Here is a 26,726-nt window from a genome sequence, read left to right on the forward strand (position 1 = left end):
GGCGACGCTAGCGCAGGCGCAGCCCGAGGACCGTGACGTCGTCGTCGACCGCGCCGCCGGTCGCGCCGCCGCTGGCGTCGGGGCCCACCATCCCCCGCACCAGCGCCTCGACGAACTCCCCCGGGCTGCCGTGGGCCTCGTCCCGGAAGCGGCGCAGCACCTCGTCGAGGCCCTCCTCCAGCGAGCGCGAGCGGGTCTCCACCAGCCCGTCGGAGAACACCACGAGCGCGCTGCCGGGGGCCAGGCGCACGTCGAGGACGTCGGTGCGGGGGTCGCCCTCCACCCCCACCGGGACCCCGGGGGGCACGTCGAGGTAGTGCGGGCCCTCGCTGCAGGTCAGCGGGGGGAGGTGCCCGGCGCTGGCCGCCAGCAGCCGGCCGTCGCGGGCGAGGACGCCGTAGAAGATCGTCACGAGGTCCTCGCCGCCGCTGGAGCGGGCGCAGGCGTCGAGGCCGCGCAGCACGGCCGTGGGGTGGGGGTCGATGAGGGCCAGGGTCCGGACCTGGGTGCGGACCTCCCCCATGACGGTCGCGGCCCGGGCCCCGCGGCCCATGACGTCGCCGAGGACGACGGCGACGCGGTCCCCGTCGAGCGGGATGGTCTCCGCCCAGTCCCCGCCGACCTCCACGCCCGCGCTGGTCGTGGCCGAGCGGTGGGTGTCCAGCCACTCCACCCGCGGCAGCGGCCCGGGCCGCAGGGCCTCCTGCAGGACGGTGGCGGTGTCGCGCTGGGCCTCCAGCAGCTGCATCCGCTCCAGGGCGGTGGACACCTGGCGGGCGAAGGCGAGCAGGAACTCCCGCTCCTCCTCGTCGTCGATCCCGGGATCGGTGAAGCCGAGGGTCAGCGACCCCAGCCGGCGCCGGCGGGTCGTCAGCGGCAGCACCGCCCACGCCGTCTCCCCCGCCTCGCGGGCGGCCTCGAAGAAGCCGCGGAAGACCTCCGGCACGCTCTCGACCCCGTCCGGGCCGACGAGGTAGGTCCCCTCGGGGCCGGCGAGGACGTCGAGGTCGTCGAGGCCGAGGCCGGGCAGCGCGTGGGTGCGCCGCTCGCGGTCGGTGAGCATGCGGTGGACGCGCAGGCCGGTGCCCTCGCCGTGGTTCTCGGCCAGGGCGAAGGTGGCGCGCACGGCGCCGGGCCCGTCGAGGCAGACCTGCAGGACGCCGTCGAGCAGCTGCGGGTAGGTGGTGGCGGTGGCCAGCGCGGAGGCCAGGGCCCGCAGGGTGCGGGTGCGGCGCGCGGCGCGGGCGCGGTCGGTGACGTCGTCGAGGGAGCCGACCCACTCCACGACCTCGGAGCCGGGGTCGGCGGGGTCGGCGAGGACGGGCACGGCGACGAGGGAGATCGTCCGCCAGCCGCCGGGGGTGGCGAGGCGGAACCGGTGCCGGACCGCGGAGCGCTGCGCGACCCCGGTGGCGACGGCGTCGAGGACGGCGGGCAGGTCCTCGGGGTGGATGTCGGCCTTCCAGCCGTAGCCGCGCACGTCGGCGCGGCCGGTGAGGGCGCTCCAGCCGGGCAGGTCGCTGGTGACGCCCTCGCCGGGGCGGGCGGTGAAGACGTCGAGGGACCCGGCCTCGGCCAGGGTGCGGTAGCGCAGCTCCGAGCGCCGGGCGTCGTGCAGGAGGCGGGCGCGTTCCAGGGCGAGGGCGCACTGCCCGGCGAGGGTGGCGGCGAAGACCTGCTCGTCCTCGTCGAGGGACCCCTCGCGGGTGAAGCCGAAGCGCAGGACGCCGAGGAGGCGGCCGCGGGCGCGCAGGGGGTACATCGCCCAGGAGTGCTCGCCCTGGGCGAGGACGCTGTCGTTGAGCCCGCCCGGTCCCGCGCCGAAGCGGGCGGCGAGCTCGGCCCGGTCGCGCAGCAGCACCGGGCGCAGGGTGCGGGCGGCCTCGGCGCTGGGGGTGGCCGAGGACAGCGGGACGGGGCGGCCGGTGCCGAGCCCGGTGAGGTCGCCCTCGACGGGGACCTGGGGGACGAGGACGCGGTGCGCCTCGTCGAACAGCGCCACCCCGCAGGTGCTGGTGCGCAGCACGTCGCGCCCGGTGCGCAGGACCGCGGTGACGACGTCGCGGACCTCGAGCGCGGCGGCGAGCTCGGTGGCGGTCCGGTGCAGGTGCTCCAGGGCCGGGCCGGTGCTCGGCGAGGTCACGCGCGGCCTCCCGATCCGGGTCGTCGACCCGGCCCGGTGCGGGGTCGTGGCGACCGTACCGGAACCGGCACCGCGCAGTGCCGACTCGATGACCGATCGTCACCGAACGGGTCAGTGCGGGTGGTTCCTGGTGGGTCCCCCGAAGGACGCCCAGACCGTCCGGCTGAGGTTGTCGACGTCCTCGACGACACCCCACTCGTCGGCGAGGCCGTCGACGATGGACAACCCCCGCCCGCCGGTGTCGGAGTCGGTGGCGGTGCGCTTGGCGACCGCCCGGCCGGGCGAGCCGCCGTCGGTCACGGCGATCTCGACGTGGGGGCGGACCTCCACGGTGATCTCGCACTGGACGTGGATGGCCCCGTCGGTCAGCGGGCGGGCGTGCCGCACCGCGTTGCCGACGATCTCCGAGAGGACGATCTCGATCTCGGCGGTGGCCATCTCGTCGAGGCCCGCGCCGTCGAGGACGGTGCGGACGACGTGTCGTGCCCGGGGGACCGACGCCGCGTCGTGGGCGAAGGTCGCCCAGTGCGTGGCCGGCACGGGTCGTGCTCCCGTCGGCATCGTTCCCTCTCTCGCGGTCCTGCTGACGGACCCGGGGTACCCCCCGCCCGGAGAAGTCAAACCCTCCACCGCCGCCCGGTGCGCCCGCCCGGGTGGAGACCCGCCGGACTCCTCCCGGCAACGTCCCCGAAACGCGGCGGGCCCGGCGCGGGCCCCGCGTGACGCCCGCGTGAACTTCCCGGCCGGGCCCTGGGCCCCTCGGCGGCGCCGTGCCACGGTGGGAGCCGCCCACGCCCTGGAGGTCACCGTGAAGCTGCCCGTGCAGACCTGGTTCACCCGGTCGACGTCCCGCGCGCGGGACTGGCCCATCGAGCGCCTGCGCGCCCGCAAGGCCGGGACCCGGGTCAGCGTGGTGCTGCCCGCCCTCGACGAGGAGGCCACGGTGGGCCGCGTGGTGGCGATGGTCCGCCGCCTGGCCGAGGACACCGGCCTCGTCGACGAGGTCGTCGTCATGGACTCCGGCTCCACCGACGGCACCGCCCGCGCCGCCGCCGAGGCCGGCGCCACCGTCCACCACCGCGACGAGGTGCTGCCCGAGGTCGGCTCCCGGCCGGGCAAGGGCGAGGTCCTGTGGAAGTCGCTGGCCGTCACCACCGGCGACGTCGTGGTCTTCGTCGACGCCGACCTGACCGACCCGCAGCCGCAGCTGGTGACGGGGCTGCTCGGCCCGCTGCTGACCGACCCCGGGGTCGAGCTGGTCAAGGGCTGCTACGACCGGCCCCTCCAGGGCGCCGGCGCCACCTCCGGGGGGCGGGTCACCGAGCTCGTCGCCCGCCCGCTCATCAGCCGCTTCTACCCCGACCTCGCCGGGGTGGTCCAGCCCCTGGCCGGGGAGTACGCCGGGCGCCGGCGCCTGCTGGAGGCGCTCCCCTTCTGCGGCGGCTACGGCGTGGAGATCGCGATGCTCATCGACACCCTGGAGCTGCGCGGGCTGTCCGCGATCGCCCAGGTCGACCTCGGCCGGCGCGGGCACGGCCACCAGGACACCGCGGCCCTGGGCCGGATGGCGACCCAGATCACCGACGTCGTGCACCGGCGCGCGGGGGCGGGACCGCTCGACGCGCCCACGATCACGCAGTTCGCCCGCGACGGCTACGGCCGCTACGCGCCGGTCACCCACGTCCTCGACGTCGCCGAGCGCCCCCCGATGATCACGGTCGCGGGGTACGGGCAGCGCGCGGCGAAGGTGTCCTGAGCCGCGCCGGCTTCAGCGGACGAACGGCTCCTGGCCGGTCTCCGACACCATGGCGCGCCCGGCCCCGGCCCAGGCCGACATGCCGCCGTCCACGTTGACCACGTCGTGGCCGTTGCGCTGCAGCCACTGCGCGGTGCGCTGGGAGCGCCCCCCGGAGCGGCAGACGACGAGCACCCGCCCCTCGGGCAGCTCCCCGAGGCGCTGCGGCACCTGGCCCATGGGGATGTGCAGCGCGCCCGGGGCGTGCCCCGCGGCCCACTCCTCGTCCTCGCGGACGTCGAGGACCACCGCGTCGTCGCTCAGGTCGGTCACGGCGACGGTGGGGACGCCGTCCACGTCGAAGGTCGGGAAGTCCGTCATGCCCCGACCCTACGACGGCCCGCGGTGGCGAGCGGTAGCGTGGCGCCCCGTGCGTGACAGCTTGCGGGAGATCGTCCTCTTCAGCGGATCGGCCCACCCCGAGCTGGCCCGGGCGGTGGCGGGGGAGCTGGGGATCGAGCTGTCCCCGACCCGCACGAGCCGGTTCTCCAACGACTGCCTCGAGGTGCAGCTGGAGGCCAACTGCCGCCAGCGCGACGTGTACATCGTGCAGCCGCTGGTCCCCCCGGTGCAGGAGGCGCTCGTGGAGCTGCTGCTCATGGTCGACGCGGCCAAGCACGCCTCCGCCGGGCGCGTGACCGCCGTGGTGCCGCACTACGCGTACGCCCGCTCGGACAAGAAGGACACCGGGCGCATCTCCATCGGCGGCCGCCTCGTGGCGGACCTGCTGGAGACCGCCGGCGCCGACCACGTCCTGGCGGTGACGCTGCACTCCCCGCAGGTGCACGGCTTCTTCCGCGTCCCCGTGGACCACCTGCACGCCCTGCACCAGCTCGCGACGCACTTCGCCGGCGAGGACCTCTCCAACGCCGTCGTCGTCTCCCCCGACCTGGGCTACGCGAAGCCCGCGGCCGCGTTCGCCCGGCTGCTCGGCTGCTCGGTCGCCGCCGGCGCCAAGCAGCGCTTCCCCGACGACCGCGTCGTCATCGCCGACATCATCGGCGAGGTGACCGGCAAGGACGTCATCGTCATCGACGACGAGATCGCCAAGGGCAGCACGGTGTTCGAGCTCGTCGCGCGGCTGAAGGAGCTGCGGGTCCGCAGCGTGCGCGTCGTCTGCACCCACGGCATCTTCGCCGGGGACGCCCTGGACCGGCTCATCAAGCACCCCGACATCGACGAGGTCGTCTGCACCGACACCGTCCCGCTGCGCGGCGGTCCCCGCCCGGGGCTGTCGGTCATCTCCATCGCCCCGGCGCTGGCGACGGCGATCCGCCACATCCACGAGGGGGAGTCGGTCAGCGCGCTGTTCCAGCACTGAACCCCGCCGCGGGGTTCAGCGCAGCTCGGCGGGCAGGTCCCGCGCGTGCAGCACCACCATGGCGGTGACGGCGCGGGTGAGGCAGACGTAGAGCCGGCGCAGGCCGGTGCGCTCGTCGGGTTCGGCGTCGACGACGTCGGCGGGTTCCACGACGACGACGCGGTCGAACTCCAGGCCCTTGACCAGCCCGGCGGGGACGAGGGAGACGCGCTGCTGGACCTCGCCCTCGGCGAGGGCGTCGAGGCGGGAGAACCCGGTCCCGGCCGCGGTGAGGGCCGCTGCGGCCGCGTCGACGGAGCCCGCGGCGACGACGACCCCGACGGAACCCTCCTCGCCGAGGAGTTCCGCGGCGACGGCCGCCGCCCGCGCGAGCGGGTCCCCGACCCGCACGACGTCGAGGTGCCCGGGGTCCTCGCGGACGGAGGTGGGGACGCCGAGGTCGGGGGCGATGCGCGGCAGCAGCCGCGCCGCGTAGTCGATGACCGCGGAGGGGACGCGGAAACCCCGGTCGAGGACCTCGAGGTCCCCGTCGGGCTTCCCGAGGTGGACCAGCACGTCGTCCCAGCTGCGGGCCGACCACGGCGTGGTGCCCTGGGCGATGTCGCCGAGGACGGTCGCGGCGCCGGTGCTGCAGCGGCGCCCGACCGCGCGCAGCTGCATCGCCGAGAGGTCCTGCGCTTCGTCGAGCACGACGTGGGCGCGGGACCGGGTGCGCTGCAACTGGTCGGAGATCTCGTCGAGGAGCGCCCCGTCGGCCTCCGTCCACCTCGCCGTCCCCGCCGTCCGCGGGGGTCGCGGCCACAGCAGCAGCTCGCGCTCGGCGCCGGTGAGCAGGTCCCGGGAACTGCGCTCCAGGAACTCCCGGTCCGACAGCAGCCGCCACAGCACCTTCGCGGCGTCCTGCGCGGGGACGAGCGCCTTGACCGCCGCGCGGACCTCGGCGCTGCGCGCGACGGCGTCCTGGACGACGTCGTCGGGGGAGTCCCCGGCCGCCTCGAACAGCTGCAGGACGGCGTGGGCCAGGCGCTGCGGCAGCAGGGCGCGGGCCGCCTCGTAGCGGATCCCGCGGGTGGTGAGCTCGTCGAGGAGGTCGCGGACCAGGTACCCCGGGACCCGCCAGCGACGCGTCCCGCGGGTGAGCACGAGGGCCCCGCCCTCCAGGACCTGCGCGGGGTCGCCGACGGCGGCCCACACGGCGCGGCGCACCACCTCGGCCATCCGCTCGTCGCCCTTGAGGGTCGCCACGGCGGCGGGTTCCTCGCCCCGCACCCGGACCTCCTTGCGCCCCTCGGCGGCGACGGTCACCAGTTCGGTGACGGTGCGCTGCTCGACCTCGACCTCCCCCAGGGCGGGCAGGACGGCGGAGATGTGGGAGAGGAAGGCCCGGTTGGGCCCGATGACCAGCACGCCCTGGCGGGTCAGCCGCTCGCGGTGGGCGTAGAGCAGCCAGGCCGCGCGGTGCAGGCCGACGGCGGTCTTGCCCGTGCCCGGCGCCCCCTGGACGCACACGGTGGTCTGGGCGTCGGCGCGCACCAGGGCGTCCTGCTCGGGCTGGATGGTGGCGACGATGTCGCGCATGGGCCCGGAGCGGGGGCGTTCGATCTCGCGGGCCAGGATCGCGCTGACCCCGGACTCCTCGACGCCGGAGTCGTCGCGCTCGACGAGGTGCTCGTCCTCGTAGGCCGTCAGCCGGCCCTCCTCGACGCCGAAGCGGCGCCGCAGCCGCACCCCGCCGCGGTCGTCGCGGGTGGCGCGGTAGAACCCGCGGGCGACGTCGGCGCGCCAGTCCAGGACGACGGGGTCGCCGGCGGCGTCGGTGACGTGGCGCCGGCCGATGTGGTGGCGCTGGCCGTCGTCGTGGTCGGTGCGGCCGAAGAAGAGCGTGGTGGACGGGTCGTCGAGCAGACCGGCGGCGCGGCGGTGCAGGGCGTGGGCCAGCGCCTCGTCGGCGAGGGCGTCGCCGCCGTCGGGGACGAGGGACAGCGTGTGCTCGCGCATGCGGGTCAGTTCCGCGCGGGCGCGGTCGAGGTGGCGCTGTTCGGCGGCGAGGACGCCGTCGGGGTCGGACACGGGTTCCTCCAGGGGTTCGGCCCGGTCGTGCGAGCCGACCGATTCTGCCGGAACCGGCGCGCGGGAGCGACGTCGCGCGCGGCGTCCGCCGGCGGGGGGCCTCCGCGGCCGGGGCGGGGGGAACCGCCACCGGGCCCGGGGCGTCGTACCCGGGTGACCGCACGCAGGAGCGCCCGCCCGTCCGGACCGGCAGCACGCGGTGGCCCCGCCGCCCTCGCGCTGGCCGCTCTCGCGGTGCTCGGCGGCTGCGGCGGGCAGCAGGCGGGCGGTTCGGCGGCGAGCGGCCCGGCCCCCGCCGCGAGCGCGGCCCCCGCGCAGGGGTCGCTGACCGTGGAGCTGGACCCCGACGGCCCCGGGGGCGCGGACGCCCCCCGGACCTGGGACCTGTCCTGCTCCCCCGGCGGTGCCGTCGCCGGGGACCACCCCGACGCCGCGGCCGCCTGCGCCGCGCTGGCCGCGGCGGGGGACCCGTGGGCGCCGGTGGCCGGGGACACGGCCTGCACGATGGTGCACGGCGGCCCGCAGGTCGCCACCGTCCGCGGGACCTGGGAGGGCGCCGCGGTCGAGGCCGGTTTCCAGCGCGGTGACGGGTGCGAGATCGCGCGCTGGGACCGGATCGCGCCGGTGCTGGAACCGGGGGCGACCACCCCCACCAACAACTCTCAGTAATTAATCGCCACCCTGGGTAGCCAAACCGGGGGCGGCAGGGCATCGTGTCCTCGGACGGCCTCAGAAAACGGCGACCGGCACCCATCCACGACGGGGTCGGCCCCGAACTGGTGGTGTCCGATGACGACGACGTGACACCTGCCGCGTCGAGCCACGGTGCCGACGACGGCACCCCGACTCAAAGGCTGCCCATGTTCAAGAAGTCCCTCCTCGTCGACATGATCAACCGCAGTTCCGAGACCCCCGCCGACCGCCGGAACTTCCTGCGCGGGATGGGCCTGCTCTCCGCGGGCACCGTCGGCGCCGGTCTGGTGGGAACCTCCCTCGCCGCCCCGGCCGAGGCCGCCGACGCCGCCCCCAGCGAGGTCAGCGTCCTCAACTTCGCCCTGAACCTGGAGTACCTGGAGGCGGAGTTCTACTGCTTCGCCGCCTACGGACACGGCCTGGCCGAGGCCATGGCCACCGGCACCGGCACCATGGGCGGGGTCACCGGCGGGCACCGCGTCCCGTTCAAGAGCAAGGCCATGCGGTACTACGCCGAGGAGATCGCCAACGACGAGATCGCGCACGTGAAGTTCCTGCGCAGCGCCCTCGGCGCCGGCGCGGTCTCCCGCCCGGCCATCGACCTGCAGAGCTCCTTCACCGGCGCGGCCGTCGCGGCCGGGGTCATCGAGCAGGGGCAGACGTTCGACCCGTTCTCCTCCGAGGAGTTCTTCCTCCTCGGCGCGTTCCTCTTCGAGGACGTCGGGGTCACCGCCTACAAGGGTGCCGCCCCGCTGATCACCAACAAGACCTATCTCGAGGCCGCCGCCGGCATCCTCGCCGTCGAGGCCTACCACTCCGGCATCGTGCGCACCCTGCTGTACCAGAACGGCCTGGCCGCGCCGACGAACCTCATCTCCGCCGCCCGCGACTCCCTCGACGGGTCCGCGGCGTCCAAGGACCAGGGCATCACCACCGGCGCCTCCGGCCGCGCGAACCTCGTCGCCGCCGACAAGGACGCCATCGCGTTCAGCCGCACCCCGCAGGAAGTCCTCAACATCGTGTACCTGACCGCGGGCGCCGGCGTCAGCAAGGGCGGGTTCTACCCGAACGGCCTCAACGGCGAGATCAAGACCAGCTGACCCCCCTTCGAACAGGAAGAAGAACCCCGTGAAGAAGTCCCTCGCCACCACCGGTGTCGCCGTCCTCGTCGGCCTCGGGACGATCGGTGCCGCTCTGCCGGCGCAGGCCGCCCCCGGTTTCGCCTTCGACCAGCGCATCTCCGGAGCCGACCGCTTCGAGACCGCCGTGGCCGCCTCGAAGCTCCTCTACCCCGTCGACGACAGCGCCACCGACGCCGTCGTCGTCAACGGCTACGCGACCGTCGACGGCCTCACCGCCTCCTACCTCGCCGGTCTGCGCTCCGCGCCGATCCTCTACACCGACACCAACTCCGTGCCGGCCTCCACCCAGGCCGAGCTGGACCGCCTCGGGGTCACCGACGTCTGGATCGTCGGGGGCACCGACCGCGTCTCGCAGGGCCAGGAGGACGCCTGGGACGCGGCGGGCGTCACCGTCCACCGCCTCGCCGGCGCCGACCGCTACGCCACGGCGGCCCTGGTCGCGCAGGCCGACGACTCCGGGGACGCCCCGGAGCAGGTGTTCGTCGCCAGCGGCACCGCGACCGCGGACGCCCTCGCCGCCGGCCCGGTCGCCTGGGCCCGCAACTACCCGATCCTGCTCACCCAGGCCGGGTCCGTCCCCGCCGCCACGACGGACGCCCTCGCGAAGCTGGGGACGACGAACCGCGTCGTGCTGGGCAGCGCGAACTCGGTCTCCGACGCGGTGTACGCCCAGGTGAAGGGCACCGAGCGCCTCGGCGGGGTGAACCGCCAGGAGACGGCGACGAAGATCGCCGACGACGTCATCGCCAACGACAACTTCGACTCCCAGAGCGTCGCGCTCGTCGGCGGGACGGACGCCACCGCGGCCGACGCGCTGTCGGCCGCCCCGGTCGCCGGAGCGGGCGGGGTGCCGCTGGTCTTCCTCGGGTTCGACGGGGGGCTGGGCGAGAGCACCGGCGCCTACCTGACGGCGAAGAAGGCGAACTACACCGCCGCGGGTGACGGCTGGGTCTTCGGCGGGGAACCGTCGGTGAAGCAGTCCACCGTGGCCGCGGCGACGGCCGCCGTCCAGTAGCAGCACCGGTTCGGCCGGTGGTCCCCCCGGGGACCACCGGCCGGCGGGTTCAGCGGGCGACGACCCGCAGGGTCTCCACCGAACCGTCGGCGGCGTCGGGGACGAGCATCCCGGCCGCGACGCCGGAGCGCAGGTAGTCCACGACCTCGGCGCCGACGACCTCGCCCGGCGTGAGCACCGGGACCCCCGGCGGGTAGGGGCTCACGACCTCGGCGGCGATGCGGCCGACGGCCTCCGCGGCCGGGACCTGCTCGGTGGGTCCGAAGAACGCGTCGCGGGGCAGCATCGCGTTCTCCAGCTCCAGCGCCCCCGGGCGCGGCAGGTCCACCGGCGGTTGGCGCTCCAGGTCGCCGCTCTCGGCGGCCAGGCGCCGCAGGGACTCCAGCAGCCGCTCCAGCCGGGCGTCGTCGTCGGCGTACGTCAGGCGCGCCCCGATGCGGCGGGTGTCGGCGGAACCGATGTCGACCTGGCACGCCGACCGCAGCCAGTCCCCGGCCTGGAACCCGGTGATGCCCAGCCCGCGCACGTCGACGGTCACGGCGAAGGGGTCCAGCTCGAACGCACCCCCGGCGCCGAGGACCTCCTCCCCCAGGACGTCCAGGCCCTCGATCCCGCCGACCGCGGCCCGCAGCCGCCGGGTGCGTTCCAGCGCGGCGCCGAGGAGTTCCCGGCCCTGCTCCACCATCTGCCGGCGCCACCCGTCGAGGCTGGCGTAGACCAGCGGGGAGGAACTCGTCGTCCCCAGCAGGTCCTCGCGCGCGGAGAGGACGTCGGGGTCGATGCGGTCGCCCTTGAGGTGGAAGACGGAGCTCTGCTCGATCGCCCCGCCCATCTTGTGGACGCTGGTGACGACGAGGTCGGCGCCGACGTTCATCCCCCACTCGGGCAGGTCGGGGTGGAAGGGCAGGTGCGCCCCCCACGCCTCGTCGACGATGAGGGGGACGCCGAACTCGTGGCAGACCTCGGCGACGCCGCCGATGTCGGCGCAGGTGCCCCAGTCGGTGGGCGAGATGAGCAGCATCCCCTTGGCGTCGGGGTTGGCCCGCAGCGCGGCGCGGACGTCGGCGGGCTCCGGCGGGTGCGCGAGGTGGCGCTCGGGGTCGAAGTGCGGGTGCACCCAGACGGGGTCGATGCCGGAGATGATGACGCCGGCGATGACGGACTTGTGCGCGTTGCGCGAGACCAGCAGCTTCTCCCCCGGCCCGGCGACGGAGATCATCGCGGACTTGACCGACAGCGAGCTGCCGCAGGTGGAGAAGAACGCCCGGTCGGCCCCGACGGCGTCGGCCATGAGCTCCTCGGCCTGGCTGACGACGCCCTGCGACTCCCGGCGGTCGTCGAGGCCGTTGAGGGTGAGGATGTCCGCGGCGAAGGTTCCCCGGCCCAGGACGGCGAGGACCCGGGGGTCCACCCCGAGACCCTGGCGGTGCCCGGGAGGACCGAACACCACGTCGCCTCGGGCGTGGAAGGCCTCGATCGCCTCCAGGACGGGGGTGCGGGAGTGGTCCATCGCGTGTCGCTCCGATCTCTCGATCCGCCCGGGGGCGGGGGTCGCTGATCACCTACCCCGAAGTCGCCCGGGCACGCGCCGCGGAGCGCAGGACCGGTTCAGGACGCCTCGGCGGGGCCCCCCGGCAGGCGTCCCCACAGCCGGACGCCGTCGTCCAGGGGCTCCCAGCCCCACGCCGCGGTGAGCTGCGACAGCAGGGCCCGCGTGTGCTCGCCCAGCTCCACCTGCGAGCGGCCCCGCAGGTCCACGTTCACCACCAGGTGGCCCTCGGCCTCGTCGACCCCGACCGCGGCCGGCACCAGCCCCGTCCCGGCGCCCTCCAGCAGTTCCGTGGTCACCAGCGCCGCGTCCTCGCCGTGCTGGGCCAGCCCGGCCCGTTCGGCCTGCAGCAGCACGAACCGGCGGACCTGCCGCAGCGGTTGCGACTCCCCCAGCAGGTCCAGCCTGATGCTCCCCGACAGCTGCGCGTCCATGGTCCACCTCTCCCGTCGCGTGCGACGCCCCTGCTCGACGGTCCTCCCAGCGTGGGTGACCGCTCCCCGACCGGCACCTCGGGGCCCGTCCCGCCGGGAACCGGCCCGGTGGGCCGGTTCAGGCGGCTTCGTCCGCGGGCGGCCGTCGGGTGCGGTGCTCGTGCAGGTGCACGACCTCCGCCCCGGGCGCCCGTCGCGCGGCGGCCTCCCGGACCGCCCGCGTCGCGTCGCCGAACCGGGCACCGCGCGGGGCGACGAGCAGCTGCCCGTCGCCCCTCCCCTCGCGCGCGGCTCGACCCGCGGCGGCCATGGCGGCGAGAACCGCCGTCCCCAGCACCACGACCCCCACGAGAATGCCTGCGACGATACCCATCTCCACCCCTCCCGCCGACCACCGGACCGAACACCTCGAGCATCGGCGACGCGGCGCGGCCGGGCATCGGACCGGGGGTGGAACCCGTGCGTCCACCCGGGGGAGGACCTCCTCCGGGAGGACTACGACCGCGTCCCCGGGAGGGGCGCGGGACGGCGGGCGGGGGTCAGGGCGGCGCTGCGCTGGTTCACCCCCGCAGTGAACCCCCGCCCCATGGGGACGGCACAGGGAGGTCCGGGCGAACTCCCGGGGAACTCGACCCGAACGCGGGGGTCACTTCAGCAGGCGCGACAGCCTGCGGTCGGCCAGGACCTTCCCGCCGGTCTGGCAGGTGGCGCAGTACTGCATCGACCGGTCGGCGAACGACACCTCGCGCACGGTGTCCCCGCAGACCGGGCAGGGCAGACCCGCCCGGCCGTGCACGCGCAGACCCGCCCGCTTGGCGTCCTTGAGCTCCTTCGCGGGTTTCCCGCTCGCCGCGGCCACGGCGTCCAGCAGCGTCGTCCGCAGCGCGTCGTAGAGGCGTTCCACGTCGGGCGCGGGCAGCTTCCCCGCGATGGCGTAGGGGGAGAGCCGGGCGACGTGCAGGACCTCGTCGGAGTAGGCGTTGCCCACCCCGGCCAGCACCGACTGGTCGCGCAGCAGGCCCTTGACCTGCTGGCGCGACCCCGCCAGCAGCGAGGCGAACGCGGCCTCGTCGAAGGCGTCGTCCAGCGGGTCGGGCCCGAGGGTGGCGATGCCCGGGACCTGCGCGGGGTCGCGGACGACGTGCACGGCGAGGCGCTTCTGCGTGCCGGCCTCGGTGAGGTCGAACCCCGGGGGGCGGTGGGGGTCCTCGTCGTCCTCGGGGGCGAGCCGGACCCGCAGCGCGACGGGGTTCTTCCCCCCGGGCCGCAGCGGCGCCGCCGGCAGGGCGTCGGACCAGCGCACCCAGCCCGCGCGGGACAGGTGGACGGCCAGGTGCAGGCCGTCGACGTCGACGTCGAGCCACTTGCCGCGCCGGACCACCCCGGCGACGAGCAACCCGCCCAGCGCCGACGGCGGGGGGTCGTAGGTCTTGAGGACGTTCAGCGCCCCGACCTCGACGCGGGCCACGACCCGGCCCACGAGCCGCTCGCGCAGGAAGGTGGCGAGCGCTTCGACCTCGGGCAGTTCCGGCACCGGGCCAGTGTGGTGCACCGCGGCCCGCCCGGCGAGGTCTTCGGCGCACCGCGCTCGCCGACGACGGTCGTCCGAAAGCGTGGAGACGTTGCCCCGGAACGCGTTCCCGGAACTTTCGCGGCCCGGGCCCGGCGTGGTCTCGTGCTCGGGTGGATCCCGCCGTCTTCGCCGCCAGCTTCCTGCCGATCCTGCTGCTGGAGCTGCCCGACAAGACCTTCGTCGCCACCCTCGTCCTCGCGACGCGGTTCCGCCCGCTGACGGCCTGGACCGGGGTGGGGCTGGCCTTCGCCGTCCAGAGCCTCATCGCCGTCGTGGCCGGGCGGTTGCTCGCCCAGCTCCCGGACCGCCCGGTGGCCGCGGTGGCGGCCCTGCTCTTCGCGGTCGGCGCCTTCACCCTGTTCCGGGGGGCGGCGAAGGCGCGGCAGGCCGAGGAGGACGCCCTGCACGAGTACGAGCGGAAGGTGCGGGGCGGGCGGACGGGGCTGCGCGCGGTCGCGGCCTGCTTCGGGGTCGTCTTCCTCGCGGAGTGGGGCGACCTGTCGCAGCTGTTCACCGCGGGGCTGGCCGCCCGCTACGAGGACCCGGTCTCGGTCTTCGCCGGGGCCTGGGCGGCGCTGCTGGTCGTCTCCGGGCTGGCCGCCGCCGCCGGCGCGGCCCTGATGAGGAGGTTGAGCGTCGCCACCGTCAGCCGCGTCGGGGGCGTCGTGTGCGCCGTCCTGGCGGTCCTGACGCTGCTCGAGGTCGCCGGGGTGGAGCTGCCCCTCTGACCCCGTCGGCGGCGCGGCGGGCCTGCGTGCGGACAAGCGGCGGGCCGAGTGATTGACTGTCCGTCACGCAGCGATGACTCTGCTCACATGCGTACCGCTGGGAGCGCCGTGGAGGGACCGCGGCGCGGCTGACGTCGGGTGGGGAGGTGGGACCTGTGTTCCGCGTGGTCCTCCCGCCCAACCCGCGGTCGGTCGGCGTCGCGCGGTGGCTCATCACCGAGTGGTGCGCCCCCTGGGTGGCCGCGGCCCAGCTCGACGAGGACGTCGTCGAGTCCGCGCTGCTGCTGGCCAGCGAGGTCATCACCAACGCCGTCGTGCACGGGGACGGCATGGTCCAGGTCGACGTGGGCCGGGTCGAGGGCCCGTCCCTGCGCGTGGAGGTCTCCGACGACGGCGGCGGCATGCCGCTCATCGGCGCCCAGCGCACCGACGCCGAGAGCGGGCGCGGGATGGCCATGGTCGAGCTGCTGTCCAGCCGCTGGGGCACCGACCTCGCCGTCGGCCCCCTGGGCAAGACCGTCTGGTTCGAGGTGTCCGGCTCCTAGGCCCGGCCCCGGGCGTCCCCCGCCGGCCCCGCCGCCGGGGAGCGCACCAGGGCGTCGCGGCCGGCCAGGCGCGCCGCCACCAGCTGCCCGGCGCAGACCACGACCAGGACGGCCAGCGGCAGCGTCCACCCGCCGCTCGCCGCGTGCAGGGCGCCGGCGAGCACCGGGCCCGCCGCGGCCGCGAGGTAGCCGACGGCCTGGGCCATCCCCGACAGCGCCACCGCCGTGGGGCCGTCGGCCGCCCGCGCCGAGACGCTCGCCAGGGCCAGCACCACCGACCCGCCCATCCCCAGCCCCGCCACGACCACGGCGACCGTCGCCGCGCCCGGCGCCGCCAGGAGCAGCACGAGCCCGAGCAGGGTCAGCGCCGTGGAGCCCAGCGCCGCCCGCCGCGTCCGGGTCACCGTGCGCCCGGCGGCGAGGGGGACCAGCAGGCTGCCCGCGACCCCCGCGACCTGCATCACCGACAGCAGCACCCCGGCCGCGGTGGCGTCGGCGCCGGAGCGGTCGTGGACGATCGTCGCCAGCCACGACAGCAGGACGTAGAAGACCACCGACTGGGCCGCCAGGAACGCCGTGACCGCCCACGCCAGGGGTGAGCCCCACGGGGCCCGGGCGCGGGGGGCGGTGGGGGCGGTGCCGCGGCGGCGGACCAGCGGCAGCCACAGGAGCCCGCCGACCAGGGCGGGCACGGCCCACACGGCGAGCGCGCTGCGCCAGCCGCCGGGCAGCTCCCGGGCCAGCGGGACGGCCACCCCGGAGGAGACGCTGGCGACGACCTGCATGAGGACGACGTAGGTGCTGGTCAGCAGGGGGATGCGGCGGGGGAAGTCGTCGCGGGCGAGGGCGGGCATGAGGACGTTGGCGACGGCGATGGCCACCCCGACGACGGCGGTGCCGGCGAAGAGCGGCACGACGCCGGGGACCCAGCGCAGCAGGGCCCCGAGCACGAGCAGGAACAGGGCGAGCACCAGCGTCGGGCGGGTCCCGCAGCGGGCGGCGACGCGGGGCACGACGAGGGAGCTGACGGCGAAGGCCAGCAGCGGCAGGGAGGTCAGCGCCCCGGCGGCCGTCGCGGACAGGCCGGTGTCGGCGGACAGGACCGGCAGCACCGGGCCGACGCCGGTGAGGGGGGCCCGCATGGCGCAGGCGACGAGGAGGAACCCCGCGAGGAGCACGGCGGCGCTCCCCCGGGAGGCGGGACCGGTGGTGCCCCCGGGCGGGGTGAGGGGTGCGCGCATGACGGGCCCATCGTCGCGCACGGGTGGTTCGCCGGGGGCCCCGGTCAGGACCGGCGGGACTCCCGGCGCAGGTAGACCAGGCCGAGCACCGGCAGCACGAGCGGCACGAACCCGTACCCGCGCCCGTAGCCGGACCACACGGTGGAGTCGGGGAAGGCCCGCGCGTCGGCGAGGCTGAGGGTCCCGACGGTCAGGACGCCGAGCAGCTCCACGGTGCAGGCGGCCCACGCGGCGCGGCGCCAGCCCCACCCCGTGCGCCCCAGCCCGAGGGTGGCCACGACGTAGACGGCGCCGGCGAACCCGGACAGCGCGTAGGCCAGCGGGGCCTCGTGGAAGCGGGTCGCGATCTGCACGGCGGCCCGGGAGACCGCGGCGACCGCGAAGACGGCGTAGAGGGCGACGAGGACGCGGCCGAGGCCGGTGGTGCGGCGCGCGGGGCGGCGGGACCGGGTGCTCACCGCGTCACCGCGAAGAGGAGGAACGCCCGGTAGGCGACGACCATCGCGGCGAAGCAGGCCACGACGAGGACGAGGGGGCTGGGCCGCGACCGGTCGGCCAGGGTCCAGAACGTCGCGGCGGGCAGCACGAGGGGGGCGACGACGAGGTAGGCGATGGAGGTGGCGAGCTCGACGGGGCGCGGCCCGGTGACGAGCTCGGCGACCCCGTCGGCGACGAGGGCCAGCACGGCCAGCTCCAGCACGCCGACCCCGACCAGCAGCGGGCGCCCGACCCGGCGGTCGCGGGCGACGACGGCGACCGCCCAGGCCCCCACGATCAGGGCCAGGACGCAGACCACCGCGACGAGGAGACCGGACACGAGGGTGAACTCTACGAGTCCCGGGAAGCAGACCGGCCCGGCGGTGGTTGCTGCCGTACATGGATCTGTTCTCCCCCGTCGCCCTGGGCGACCTCCAGCTCTCGAACCGCCTCGTCATGGCCCCGCTCACCCGCATGCGCTCGGGCTCCGAGGGGGTGCCGGGGCCGCTGGTCGCCGAGCACTACGCCCAGCGGGCGAGCCTGGGGCTCATCGTCACCGAGGGGACCTACCTCAACGGCGAGTCGCAGGGCTTCGTGGGGCAGCCGGGCATCGTCACCGACGCCCAGCAGGAGGGCTGGCGGGCCGTGGCCGAGGCGGTGCACGCCGGCGGCGGGAAGATCGTCATGCAGGTCATGCACGCCGGGCGGGTGACCCACCCCGAGACCACCGGCGGCGACCGGATCGTCGGGCCGAGCGCGATCGCCATCCAGGGCGAGACCCACACCCCGACCGGCAAGCAGCCCTACCCGGTCCCGCACGCGCTGACCACCGAGGAGGTCGCCGGGGTGGTGGCCGACTTCGTGGCCGCCTCCCGCCGCGCCGTCGACGCCGGCCTGGACGGGGTCGAGATCCACTCCGCCAACGGGTACCTGCTGCACGAGTTCCTCGCCCCCAGCTCCAACCACCGCGACGACCAGTACGGCGGCTCGCCGGAGAACCGGGCCCGCCTCGTGGTCGAGATCGCCACGGCCGTGGCCGCCGAGATCGGCGCCGGCCGCGTCGGGGTGCGCATCTCCCCCGAGCACAACATCCAGGACGCCCTGGAGACCGACCCCGCCGACGTCGAGGCGACGTACTCGGCGCTGGTCGAGGGCCTGCGCCCGCTCGGCCTGGCCTACCTGTCCGTGCTGCACGCCGACCCCTCCGGCGGCCTCGTGCAGGGCCTGCGCAAGCAGTTCGAGGGCCACCTCATGGTCAACAGCGGTTTCGGGGTCGTGACCTCGCGCCAGGACGCGCTGGACCTGGTCGCCGAGGGCACCGCCGACTCCGTGGCCGTGGGCCGCATGGCCATCGCGAACCCGGACCTGGTGCGCCGCTGGCAGGAGGACCTGCCCGAGAACGAGCCGAACCCGGCCACGTTCTACGCCGACGGGGCCGAGGGCTACACCGACTACCCCTTCGTGGACGCCCCGGCCTGAGCCGGACGGAACGGCTCCCCCGCCGACGGTGGTGACGGGACCGGCTGCGGCGCAGCCGGTCCCGAGGCCGAGCGGGCGGACGGCACCCCACGACCGGCGCGAGCACCGGGGCGGCAGTAGGTTCTCGGCGTGCCGGAACTGCCCGAGGTCCAGTCCGCCCGTCAGGTCGTCGAACGGGGCGGGTTGTTCCGCACCATCGCCGACGTCGACGACCGCGACACCTACGCGTGCCGCCCGCACGCGCCCGGGGACCTGCGCCGGGCGCTGGTGGGCCGGACCCTCACCGCCGCCCACCGGCGCGGGAAGTCGATGTGGTGCGACACCTCCGGGCGCGACGGGGACGAGGGCCCGGCGCTGGGGATCCACCTGGGCATGAGCGGGCGGATCTTCGTGAGTTCCGCCGGGGGCGCGGACCTGCTCGTGGGCGGGGACTACGCGGGCCCGCGGGAGAGCCCGAACCCGGTCAAGGAGGAGTGGTACCGCTTCACCCTCGACTTCGAGGACGGCGGGCAGCTGCGGCTCTTCGACAAGCGCCGCCTGGGCCGGGTGCGCCTGGACCCCGACGTCGACGCCCTCGGTCCCGACGCCGAGCTCGTGGGCCGCGAGGAGTTCCGCGAGCGCATCGGGCGCGGCAGCGCCCCGCTGAAGGCCCGGTTGCTGGACCAGTCGGTGGTGGCCGGGATCGGGAACCTGCTGGCCGACGAGGTCCTGTGGCGCGCTCGCGCCAGCCCGCTGAAGCCCGCCGGGGAACTGCGTGCGGAGGAGCTCGACGAGCTGCGCCGCGAGCTGCGCGCCGCGATCCGCCACGCCGTCCGCCACGGCGGCGTCCACACCGGCGAGGTGGTCCCGCACCGCACCGCCGGCGGGCACTGCCCGCGCTGCGGGGCGGAGATGGTCCGCGCCACGGTCGGGGGCCGCACGACGTGGTGGTGCTCGGCGGAACAGGGGTGAGCGTCAGCGGCGGGTGAAACCCCGCCGGGACGTCTCGACGTGGCGGACCATCGCCCGCCCGGCGCGCTGCTCGTCGCCGCTGGCGATGGCCGCGACGATGCGCCGGTGCTCCGTCCAGGCGCGCAGGCCCTGCTGCGGCACGGTGGTGGCGTAGGCCCACTGGATCTGCTCGCTGACCCGGCGCAGGACCATCCCCATGCTGCGCGACCCCGACAGCCGGGCGATCGCCCCGTGGAAGCGGGAGTTCAGCTCCGCGCCGAGCACCGGGTCCCCGGACTCCAGGGCGGCGAACCCGGCCTCGACGATGCCCGTGAGCTCCTCGACGACGGCGCTCTCCCCCGCCGCGACCCGCCGCGCGCACCGGCTCGCGGTGATCTCCTCCACGACGCGGCGCACGGCGTACAGGTCGGCGAGGTCGTCGACGGGCACCTGCGCGACGCGGGCCCCGGCGTTGGGCCGCAGGTCCACGAACCCCTCACCGGCCAGCGCCCGCAGCGCCTCGCGCACGGGGACGCGCGAGGTGCCGTACCGCTCGACGAGGAGCGTCTCGGTCAGCCGCGTCCCCGGCGGGAAGGACCCGCCGAGGACGTCGCGCCGCAGCTGCTCGGTGACCCGTTCCGCCGAGGCCCCCACCGCTACGCCGCAGCCCGTCCGGGGATGGCCGACAGCAGCTGGGCGGTGTACTCCTCGCGGGGGTGGTCGAACACGTCCCCGATCATGCCCTGCTCCACGACCCGCCCGGCGCGCATCACCAGGACCCGGTGGGCCAGGTTCCGGGCCACGGCCAGGTCGTGGGTGATGAACAGGTAGGTCAGGCCGAGGTCGTCCTGGAGCCGTTCCAGCAGAGCGAGGACCTGCTGCTGGACGAGGACGTCGAGGGCCGACGTCGCCTCGTCGAGCACGACGAGCGCCGGGTTCAGCGCGAGGGCGCGGGCCACCGCCACCCGTTGCCGCTGCCCGCCGGACAGCTCCGCGGGTCGGCGCTGGGCCAGGCCGCGGCTCAGCGCGACCTGGTCGAGCAGCTCCCCGACCCGGGCCCGCCGGGTGGCCGCGTCCCCGGCGCGCGCGATGCGCAGCGGTTCGTCGACGAGCCGTTCCACCGTCAGGGTGGGGTCCAGGGAACCGAACGGGTCCTGGAACACCGGGGCCACGTCGCGGCGGCCGCCGGCGAGGGCGATCTCCCCGCCGGTGGGGGTCTCCAGCCCCAGGACGAGGCGGGCGGTGGTCGTCTTGCCCGACCCGGACTCCCCGACGACGGCCGTCGTGGTGCCGGCGGGCACCGTGAAGGAGACCCCGTCCACCGCGCGCAGCTTCTCGCGCTGCCCCCGGACCCGGTACTCCTTGACCAGGTCCCGCACGACGAGGACGTCGGTCCCGGTCGCGGCGGGGAGGGCCCGGGGCGCGGCCCGGCCCGCGGTGGCGGGGGCGGCGGCGACCAGGCGCCGGGAGTAGTCCGCGGTGGGGTGGCGCAGGACCTGCGCCGCGGGGCCGGTCTCCACGACCCGCCCCTCGGACATGACGACCACGTCGTCGCAGCGTTCGGCGGCCAGGGCGAGGTCGTGGGTCACCAGCAGCAGCGACGCCCCGCGGGCGGCGGTGAGCCGGTCGAGGTGGTCGAGGATCTGCCGCTGCACCGTGACGTCGAGGGCGGAGGTGGGTTCGTCGGCGACGAGGAGTTCCGGCTCGGCGGCCAGGGCCATCGCGATGAGCACCCGCTGGCGCATCCCGCCGGAGAACTCGTGGGGGTACTGCCGGGCGCGGCGGGCGGCGTCGGGGATGCCGGCCTCGGCCAGCAGCTCCACCGCGCGGGCGCGGGCGGCGGCCCCGCGGGCCAGGCCGTGCGCGCGCAGCGTCTCGGCGACCTGGTGCCCCACCCGGGCGGAGGGGTTGAGGTTGGACATCGGGTCCTGGGGGACGAGGCCGATGCGGCGGCCGCGCAGCCGGCGCAGCGTCGTCTCGTCGCGGTCGAGGAGGGCGGCGGTCACGTCCTCCCCGCCGACGCTGACGCGCCCGGCGGTGATCCGCCCGGTGCCCGGCAGCAGCCCGAGCACGGCCGCGGCGGTGGTGGACTTGCCCGACCCCGACGCGCCCACGACGGCGACGCGGTGCCCGCGCCGGACGGTGAGGTCGACCCCGTGCAGCACGGTGTTCGCGCCGTAGGCGACGTCGAGGCCCTCGACGCGCAGCAGCTCCGGCCGCTCGTCCGGTCCCACCGCGCTCACCGCCCCACCGCGTAGCCCTGCGCGCCGCGGGAGTTCGCGGCGGCGTGCAGGACCCCGGTGCGCGGGTCGCGGCCCGCGCAGGAGAGCCGCCCCAGCGTCCACGGCCCGGACCGCGTCACGACGTGCCCGCGGGCCTCCAGCCCGGCGATGACGTCCTCCCCGACCCGGTCCTCGACGACGGCGCCGCCGGGGGTCCAGGTGCGCGGCCAGAACGAGCCCGGCATGGAGGTGGTGTGCAGCGCGGGCGCGTCGATGGCCTGCTGCGGCTCGTAGCCGCCGACGAGGGTGCGCAGCAGGTACAGCAGCTGCCACTGGTCCTGCTGGTCCCCGCCCGGGGTGCCCAGGGCCTCGACGGGGACCCCGTCGCGCAGCAGCAGCGTGGGGGTCAGCGTCGTGCGCGGGCGGTGCCCCGGGCGCAGCGCGGAGGGGGCGTCCTCGTCCAGCCACGTCATCTGCAGCCGCGAGCCCAGGCAGAACCCCAGCTCCGGGATCGTCGGGGAGGACTGCAGCCAGCCCCCCGAGGGCGTCGCGGAGACGACGTTGCCCCAGCGGTCGACGACGTCGACGTGGCAGGTGTCGCCGCGGGTGACGCCGGTGCTCTCGACGGTGGGTTCGCCGAGGGTGGGCTCACCGACGCCGACGGCTCCGGGGGCCTCGGTGCGCAGCGGCGGGAGGAACGGTTCCCGCCCGCCCACGGTGCCGGGGCGGAACTCGCGGGAGGCGCGGTCGGTGATGAGCGCGCGCCGGGTCGCGGCGTACTCCTCGGAGAGCAGTTCGGCCACCACGTCCGGGTCGGCGGCGGAGCCGTACCAGGCGTCGCGGTCGGCGAGGGCGAGCTTGAGGGCTTCGAGGACGGTGTGCGCGCCGCGCTCGGTGGAGGGGTCGAGGTCGGCGTCGTCGAACCCGTCGAGGATGCGCAGCGCCTGCAGCAGCACGGGGCCCTGGCCGAAGGGGCCGGTCTTGGCGACGGTGGTGCCGCGGAACTCGATCGTCGCGGCCGCCTCGTACCCGGCGGAGAACCCGGCGAAGTCGGCGACCTCGATCACCGCGGCGTGGTCGGTGCCGGAGGAGTGCCGGTGCGGGGTGCGCAGGAACTCCACGGCCTCGCGGGCGACGAAGCCCTCGCGCCACTCGCGGCGGAACGCCTCGATGCGCTCGACGCGGGAACCGGCGCCCTCCCCGGCGGCGACGAGCCGTTCCAGGGTGCGCGCCCAGGCCGGGTTGGTGATGACGTCGCCGTCGCGCGGGACCCGCCCGCCGGGCATCCACAGCGCGGCGGAGGTGGGCCAGTGCTCGCGGAACAGCTCCGCGACGGAGGCGATCGTCGTGCCGACGCGGCCGACGACGGGGTGCCCGTCGCGGGCGTAGCCGATCGCCGGGGCCAGCACGTCGGCGAGTTCCCAGGTGCCGTGATCGCGCAGCAGCACCACCCAGGCGTCGACCGCGCCGGGCACGGCGGCGGCGAGGCCGCCGGCGCCGGGGACGAGGTCGAGGCCTTCGCCGCGGTAGTGCGCGACGGTGGCGGCCGCCGGGGCCGGGCCCTGCCCGTTCAGCACGACCGGGGTCGGGTCCCCGGCGGTGGCGAACACGCCCGTCATGTCGCCCCCGGGCCCGTTGAGGTGGGGTTCGACGACGTGCAGCACGAAGGCCGCGGCGACGGCGGCGTCGAAGGCGTTGCCGCCGCGCTCCAGGACCGACTGCCCGGTGGCCGAGGCCAGCCAGTGCGTGGAGGCGGTCATGCCGAAGGTCCCCCGCAGGGTGGGGCGGGTGGTGTGGGCCGGCGGGGCGGTGAAGGCGCTCAACGGTTTCCTCCGTGCTGGTGGGACGGGTCGACGGCGTCGCGCAGCGCGTCGCCGAACAGGTTGAAGGCCAGGCAGACCAGGACGATCGCGAGACCGGGGAACAGGGCGGCGGTCGGCGCGCGGAAGATGTACTGCTGCGCGTCGGAGAGCATGATGCCCAGGCTCGGCGACGGCGGCTGGATGCCCAGGCCGAGGAAGGACAGCAGCGCCTCGCCGATGACGACCGCGGGCATGATCACGGTGGCCTGGACGACGATCGCGGGCACCGCGTTGGGCAGGACGTGGGTGGCGAGGACCCGCGCCCCGGACGCGTCCATGGTCTTCGCGGCCAGGACGTACTCCGCACCGCGCAGGCGCAGCGTCTCGGCGCGGACCACGCGGATCACCTGCGGGACGTGGGCGACGCCGAGGGCGATCGCGGCGTTGCCCAGGCTCGCCCCGCGGATGGCGGCCAGCCCGACGGCCAGGACCAGGAAGGGGAAGGCGAGCACGACGTCGGTGACCCGGGACACGACGACGTCGAGGCCCCGCCAGTACCCCGCGGCCAGCCCGAGCGGGGTGCCGACGACGACGGAGAGGGCGACGGCCAGGACCCCGACCTGGAGGGAGGCGCGCAGGCCGAAGAGGATGCGCGACAGCACGTCGCGCCCCAGGTCGTCGGTGCCCAGCCAGAACCCGACGGTGCGCGGGACCTGGAAGGGGGTCTCGAAGTGCACCTGCGCGGGCGGGTGCGGGGCCAGCAGGGGCGCGAGCAGGGCCGCGAGGACCACGACGAGCAGCAGCGCCCCGCCCACGACGCCGGAGGGGCTGCGCAGCAGCCGCTTCAGCACGTACCCGCGGCTGGACCCCAGGTCCACCGCGAGCCGGTCGGGGGTCTCGGTGATCTGGCTCATCGGGCACCTCCGGCGACGCGGATGCGGGGGTCGAGCACGGTGTAGAGCAGGTCCACGACGAGGTTGATGACGACGTAGGCCAGGGTCACGACGAGGACGACCCCCTCGATGACGGGGTAGTCGCGGCTGAACACCGAGTCCAGGGTGAGCTTCCCGAACCCGGGCAGGCCGAAGATGCGCTCGGTGACGACCGCGCCGGAGATCAGGCCGCCGAGCTGGAGCCCGACGAGGGTGACGACGACGACGAGCGAGTTGCGCAGCGCGAACCGCAGCACGACGGCGGGGCGGGACACGCCCTTGGCGCGCGCGGTGCGGACGTAGTCGGCGGAGAGGTTCTGCAGCATCGACGCCCGGGTCTGGCGCATCACCACCGCGGCGATCCCGGCGCCAAGGACGACGGCGGGCAGGGTGAGGTGGTGCAGCGCCCGCAGCGGGTCCTCGCCCGGCGGGACGTACCCGGAGGCGGGGAACCAGCCGGGTCCCACGGCGAGGTAGAGGATCGCCAGCAGCCCCAGCCAGAAGCTGGGGACGGACAGCCCCAGCAGGGACAGCCCGTTGACCCCGGCCTCGGCCCAGGTCCCGCGCCGCACGGCCGCGACGACGCCCGCCGCCAGCCCGAGCACGACGGCGAACAGCATCGCGTAGACCGACAGCCACGCGGTGACCGGCAGCGTGGCGCCGATGAGCTCGGTGACGGGGGTGCCGGTGCGCACCGAGGTCCCCAGGTCCCCGGAGAGGGCGCTGCGCGCGAACCGCCAGTACTGGACCCAGAGCGGCTGGTCCAGGCCCAGGTCGGCCCGGACGGCGGCCAGCGCCTCGGGGGTGGCCTCCTCGCCGGCGACGGCGAGGGCGGGGTCGCCGGGCAGGGCCCGGACCCCGGCGAAGACGACCATCGAGGCCAGCACGAGCGTCACGGCGCTCTGGCCCAGCCGGGACAGCAGGAAGCGTCCCATCACTCCTCCTCAGCGGTGTCGAGGAACGCGGCGCGCCCGAGGCGGACGACGCCGTCGGCGTAGGTCTCGATCCCGGCGACGGCGTCGTCGCCGGAACTCACGTACCCGGTGATGCTGCGCACCCGGTAGAGGTAGACGATCGGGTCGTCGCGCTGCACGAGCGTCACGACCCGCCCGTAGAGGTCGGCGCGCGTGGCGGGGTCGGTGCTGCGCGCGGCCTGCTTCAGCAGGGCGTCGACCTCGGGGTTCGAGTAGCCCGAGTAGTTGTTGCCGGCCGCGGTGGTGAGGAAGCTCGCGGAGTTCCCGTGCGGGTCGACGCGCCCGGACCAGCCGAGCTGGACGGCCTCGAAGTCGCCCGAGGACTGCTGGTCGAGCAGCGTGGAGTACTCGACGGGTTCGATCTCGAGGGCGAACCCGGCCTCCAGGACGCTGGCCTGCAGCGCCTGCGACAGGCGCAGGGTGTCGGCGGTGTTCGAGGCGGACACCGTGATCCGGTACGGCAGTTCCACCCCGGCCTCGGTCAGCAGTTCCTTCGCGCGCGCGGGGTCGTGCGGCGGGCAGGCGTCGCTGGCCGCGGTGGCGTAGGTGCTGGCCGGGGAGACGAACGAGCACGCCGGTTCGTACCAGTCGTTGAACACCGAGTTCACCAGCGCGGTGCGGTCCACGGCGAGGGAGAACGCCTCGCGGATGCGCGGGTCGGTGGCCAGCGGGGTGTCGATCCTGCCCGGGGGTTTCCCGACGCCGTCGGTGTTGCCCAGGTTGAACGTGATGCCCTGGTAGCCGAAGGAACCGGTCTGGAGCAGGCCGATGCCCTCCTCCTGCGCCAGGGCGTCGACGTCCTGCGGGGAGAGGGTGTCGGCGACCTGGACGTCGCCGGAGCGCAGGTTGGCGGCGCGGATGTTCGCGTCGGTCATGATCCGGTAGGTGATGGTGTCGAGGTGCACCCGGTCGGCGGCGTAGTAGCCCGGGTCGCGCTCGACGGTGATGGAGGTCTGCGGGACGCGTTCCACGAACCGGAACGGCCCGACGCAGGTGGGGTGGTCGCCGAAGTCCTCGCCGCGCTCGGCCAGCGCCGTGGGCGACATGACCATCCCCGCCCGGTCGGCCAGCGAGGCGGTGAGGGGGGCGAACGGGGTCTCGTAGTGCACGACGACGGTGGCGGGGTCGAGGGCCTCGACGTCGCGGACCGGGCCGAGCTCGCTCTTGCGGCTGCTGGTCTCCAGGGTGAGGTTGCGTTCCAGCGTGGTGACGACGGCGGCGGCGTCCAGCGGGGTGCCGTCGGCGAACCGGACGCCGGGGCGGACGGGGATGGTGACGGTGAGGCCGTCGGGCGACGTCGTGGGCAGCGCGGCGGCGAGCTGCGGGACGAGGTTCCCCCCGGCGTCGACGTCGTAGAGCTTCTCGCAGATCGCGTTCATGACGTAGCGCGTGTAGAGCGAGGACGACGTCGTGGGGTCGAGGCGGTCCGGCTCGGCCGAGAGGGCCATGACGAGGTCGCCGCCCTCGCGCACGGGGCGGTCGCCGATCGCGACGCCGGTGACGTCCTCGCGGTCGGGGGCCTCCCCCACGGGCTGGACGGGCACGCAGGCGGCGAGGCCGGTGGCGAGGGTGAGCAGGGTGGCGCCGGCGGTGGTGAGCAGGGCTGGTCGAGCGGTCATCGCAGACCTTTCGCGCGTCGGGCTCAGCAACGGAACGTATAC

General features: G+C 75.7%; 26 protein-coding genes. 9 read left to right on the forward strand and 17 right to left on the reverse strand.

Features of this window, described 5'->3' with window-relative positions; translation table 11 throughout:
• Positions 1–7 precede the first annotated feature (7 nt).
• The gene (locus KRAD_RS10335) at positions 8–2,143 is read right to left on the reverse strand and encodes a SpoIIE family protein phosphatase (protein ID WP_012085518.1); all 2,136 of its coding nucleotides are present in this window, start codon (positions 2,141–2,143) and stop codon (positions 8–10) included.
• A 111-nt stretch (positions 2,144–2,254) separates the two neighbouring features.
• A complete protein-coding gene (locus KRAD_RS25980) occupies positions 2,255–2,683 on the reverse strand; it encodes an ATP-binding protein (protein ID WP_049821152.1) in 429 nt (142 codons plus the stop codon).
• Positions 2,684–2,921: 238 nt separating this feature from the next.
• Here KRAD_RS25980 and KRAD_RS10345 point away from each other — a divergent pair, with 238 nt between their 5' ends.
• Entirely contained in the window at positions 2,922–3,899 is a 978-nt protein-coding gene (locus KRAD_RS10345) for a glucosyl-3-phosphoglycerate synthase (RefSeq protein ID WP_238985735.1), read from the forward strand.
• A gap of 12 nt (positions 3,900–3,911) precedes the next feature.
• Here the strand turns inward: KRAD_RS10345 and KRAD_RS10350 are convergent, their stop codons facing one another.
• A complete protein-coding gene (locus KRAD_RS10350) occupies positions 3,912–4,259 on the reverse strand; it encodes a rhodanese-like domain-containing protein (protein WP_012085521.1) in 348 nt (115 codons plus the stop codon).
• 61 nt (positions 4,260–4,320) lie between these two features.
• Here KRAD_RS10350 and KRAD_RS10355 point away from each other — a divergent pair, with 61 nt between their 5' ends.
• Positions 4,321–5,259, forward strand: coding sequence for a ribose-phosphate diphosphokinase (locus tag KRAD_RS10355; protein WP_012085522.1), 939 nt, complete (start codon positions 4,321–4,323; stop codon positions 5,257–5,259).
• 15 nt (positions 5,260–5,274) lie between these two features.
• Here KRAD_RS10355 and KRAD_RS10360 read toward each other — a convergent pair whose 3' ends face one another.
• A complete protein-coding gene (locus tag KRAD_RS10360) occupies positions 5,275–7,329 on the reverse strand; it encodes a HelD family protein (protein WP_012085523.1) in 2,055 nt (684 codons plus the stop codon).
• Between the two features lie 153 nt (positions 7,330–7,482).
• Between KRAD_RS10360 and KRAD_RS10365 the strand changes: the two genes are divergently transcribed.
• From KRAD_RS10365 to KRAD_RS10375, 3 genes are all read left to right on the forward strand, one after another.
• Positions 7,483–7,998, forward strand: coding sequence for an SSI family serine proteinase inhibitor (locus KRAD_RS10365; protein WP_203417549.1), 516 nt, complete (start codon positions 7,483–7,485; stop codon positions 7,996–7,998).
• Between the two features lie 191 nt (positions 7,999–8,189).
• On the forward strand, positions 8,190–9,122 hold the full coding sequence (locus tag KRAD_RS10370; protein ID WP_012085525.1) for a ferritin-like domain-containing protein: 933 nt from the start codon (positions 8,190–8,192) through the stop codon (positions 9,120–9,122).
• A 28-nt stretch (positions 9,123–9,150) separates the two neighbouring features.
• Positions 9,151–10,179, forward strand: a complete 1,029-nt coding sequence (locus KRAD_RS10375; protein WP_012085526.1) for a cell wall-binding repeat-containing protein — start codon at positions 9,151–9,153, stop codon at positions 10,177–10,179.
• Between the two features lie 49 nt (positions 10,180–10,228).
• On the opposite strand, the gene KRAD_RS10380 is transcribed toward KRAD_RS10375, so the two are convergent.
• The 4 genes from KRAD_RS10380 to KRAD_RS10395 form a co-directional block, all read right to left on the reverse strand.
• Positions 10,229–11,689, reverse strand: a complete 1,461-nt coding sequence (locus tag KRAD_RS10380) for an aminotransferase class I/II-fold pyridoxal phosphate-dependent enzyme (protein WP_012085527.1) — start codon at positions 11,687–11,689, stop codon at positions 10,229–10,231.
• A gap of 98 nt (positions 11,690–11,787) precedes the next feature.
• Complete coding sequence (locus KRAD_RS10385) at positions 11,788–12,162, reverse strand: hypothetical protein (RefSeq protein ID WP_012085529.1); 375 nt, start codon at positions 12,160–12,162, stop codon at positions 11,788–11,790.
• Between the two features lie 118 nt (positions 12,163–12,280).
• Positions 12,281–12,535 (reverse strand): hypothetical protein, encoded by a 255-nt coding sequence (locus tag KRAD_RS10390; RefSeq protein ID WP_157873565.1) that lies wholly within the window; start codon positions 12,533–12,535, stop codon positions 12,281–12,283.
• A 273-nt stretch (positions 12,536–12,808) separates the two neighbouring features.
• Positions 12,809–13,696: an Fpg/Nei family DNA glycosylase gene (locus KRAD_RS10395; protein ID WP_012085530.1), complete on the reverse strand. Its 888-nt coding sequence runs from the start codon at positions 13,694–13,696 to the stop codon at positions 12,809–12,811.
• Between the two features lie 149 nt (positions 13,697–13,845).
• Here KRAD_RS10395 and KRAD_RS10400 point away from each other — a divergent pair, with 149 nt between their 5' ends.
• Together KRAD_RS10400 and KRAD_RS10405 are read left to right on the forward strand one after the other, a co-directional pair.
• The gene (locus KRAD_RS10400; protein WP_012085531.1) at positions 13,846–14,463 is read left to right on the forward strand and encodes a TMEM165/GDT1 family protein; all 618 of its coding nucleotides are present in this window, start codon (positions 13,846–13,848) and stop codon (positions 14,461–14,463) included.
• A 155-nt stretch (positions 14,464–14,618) separates the two neighbouring features.
• Positions 14,619–15,008, forward strand: a complete 390-nt coding sequence (locus KRAD_RS10405) for an ATP-binding protein (protein ID WP_049821153.1) — start codon at positions 14,619–14,621, stop codon at positions 15,006–15,008.
• Here the strand turns inward: KRAD_RS10405 and KRAD_RS10410 are convergent.
• The 3 genes from KRAD_RS10410 to KRAD_RS10420 are packed head-to-tail and all read right to left on the reverse strand — an operon-like array spanning position 15,005 to position 17,066.
• Positions 15,005–16,249: an MFS transporter gene (locus KRAD_RS10410; RefSeq protein WP_049821154.1), complete on the reverse strand. Its 1,245-nt coding sequence runs from the start codon at positions 16,247–16,249 to the stop codon at positions 15,005–15,007. The two genes, KRAD_RS10405 and KRAD_RS10410, sit on opposite strands and share 4 nt — an antisense overlap.
• Positions 16,250–16,293: 44 nt before the next feature.
• A complete protein-coding gene (locus KRAD_RS10415) occupies positions 16,294–16,707 on the reverse strand; it encodes a membrane protein (protein WP_012085534.1) in 414 nt (137 codons plus the stop codon).
• A complete protein-coding gene (locus KRAD_RS10420) occupies positions 16,704–17,066 on the reverse strand; it encodes a hypothetical protein (protein WP_012085535.1) in 363 nt (120 codons plus the stop codon). Before KRAD_RS10420 ends, KRAD_RS10415 begins: the two co-directional genes overlap by 4 nt.
• A 59-nt stretch (positions 17,067–17,125) precedes the next feature.
• Between KRAD_RS10420 and KRAD_RS10425 the strand changes: the two genes are divergently transcribed.
• Both KRAD_RS10425 and KRAD_RS10430 read left to right on the forward strand, forming a co-directional pair.
• The gene (locus KRAD_RS10425) at positions 17,126–18,205 is read left to right on the forward strand and encodes an alkene reductase (protein WP_012085536.1); all 1,080 of its coding nucleotides are present in this window, start codon (positions 17,126–17,128) and stop codon (positions 18,203–18,205) included.
• Between the two features lie 129 nt (positions 18,206–18,334).
• Complete coding sequence (locus tag KRAD_RS10430; RefSeq protein WP_012085537.1) at positions 18,335–19,156, forward strand: Fpg/Nei family DNA glycosylase; 822 nt, start codon at positions 18,335–18,337, stop codon at positions 19,154–19,156.
• A 3-nt stretch (positions 19,157–19,159) separates the two neighbouring features.
• Here KRAD_RS10430 and KRAD_RS10435 read toward each other — a convergent pair whose 3' ends face one another.
• Genes KRAD_RS10435 through KRAD_RS10460 form a run of 6 tightly spaced genes read right to left on the reverse strand, consistent with a single transcriptional unit; the run spans position 19,160 to position 26,684 of the window.
• Positions 19,160–19,789, reverse strand: a complete 630-nt coding sequence (locus KRAD_RS10435; protein WP_012085538.1) for a GntR family transcriptional regulator — start codon at positions 19,787–19,789, stop codon at positions 19,160–19,162.
• Positions 19,790–19,791: 2 nt separating this feature from the next.
• Entirely contained in the window at positions 19,792–21,378 is a 1,587-nt protein-coding gene (locus KRAD_RS10440; protein ID WP_012085539.1) for a dipeptide ABC transporter ATP-binding protein, read from the reverse strand.
• Entirely contained in the window at positions 21,375–23,117 is a 1,743-nt protein-coding gene (locus KRAD_RS10445; protein ID WP_049821462.1) for a gamma-glutamyltransferase family protein, read from the reverse strand. Before KRAD_RS10445 ends, KRAD_RS10440 begins: the two co-directional genes overlap by 4 nt.
• Positions 23,118–23,176: 59 nt before the next feature.
• Positions 23,177–24,073 carry an ABC transporter permease gene (locus KRAD_RS10450; RefSeq protein ID WP_012085541.1) on the reverse strand — a complete coding sequence of 299 codons (897 nt, stop codon included), beginning with the start codon at positions 24,071–24,073 and terminating at the stop codon, positions 23,177–23,179.
• Positions 24,070–25,026 carry an ABC transporter permease gene (locus tag KRAD_RS10455; RefSeq protein WP_012085542.1) on the reverse strand — a complete coding sequence of 319 codons (957 nt, stop codon included), beginning with the start codon at positions 25,024–25,026 and terminating at the stop codon, positions 24,070–24,072. Before KRAD_RS10455 ends, KRAD_RS10450 begins: the two co-directional genes overlap by 4 nt.
• Complete coding sequence (locus tag KRAD_RS10460) at positions 25,026–26,684, reverse strand: ABC transporter substrate-binding protein (protein ID WP_012085543.1); 1,659 nt, start codon at positions 26,682–26,684, stop codon at positions 25,026–25,028. The genes KRAD_RS10455 and KRAD_RS10460 overlap by 1 nt, the downstream gene beginning before the upstream one ends.
• Positions 26,685–26,726: the final 42 nt, after the last annotated feature.

Origin of the sequence: Kineococcus radiotolerans SRS30216 = ATCC BAA-149, assembly GCF_000017305.1 — a bacterium.
In the GTDB taxonomy this organism is placed as follows: domain Bacteria; phylum Actinomycetota; class Actinomycetes; order Actinomycetales; family Kineococcaceae; genus Kineococcus; species Kineococcus radiotolerans.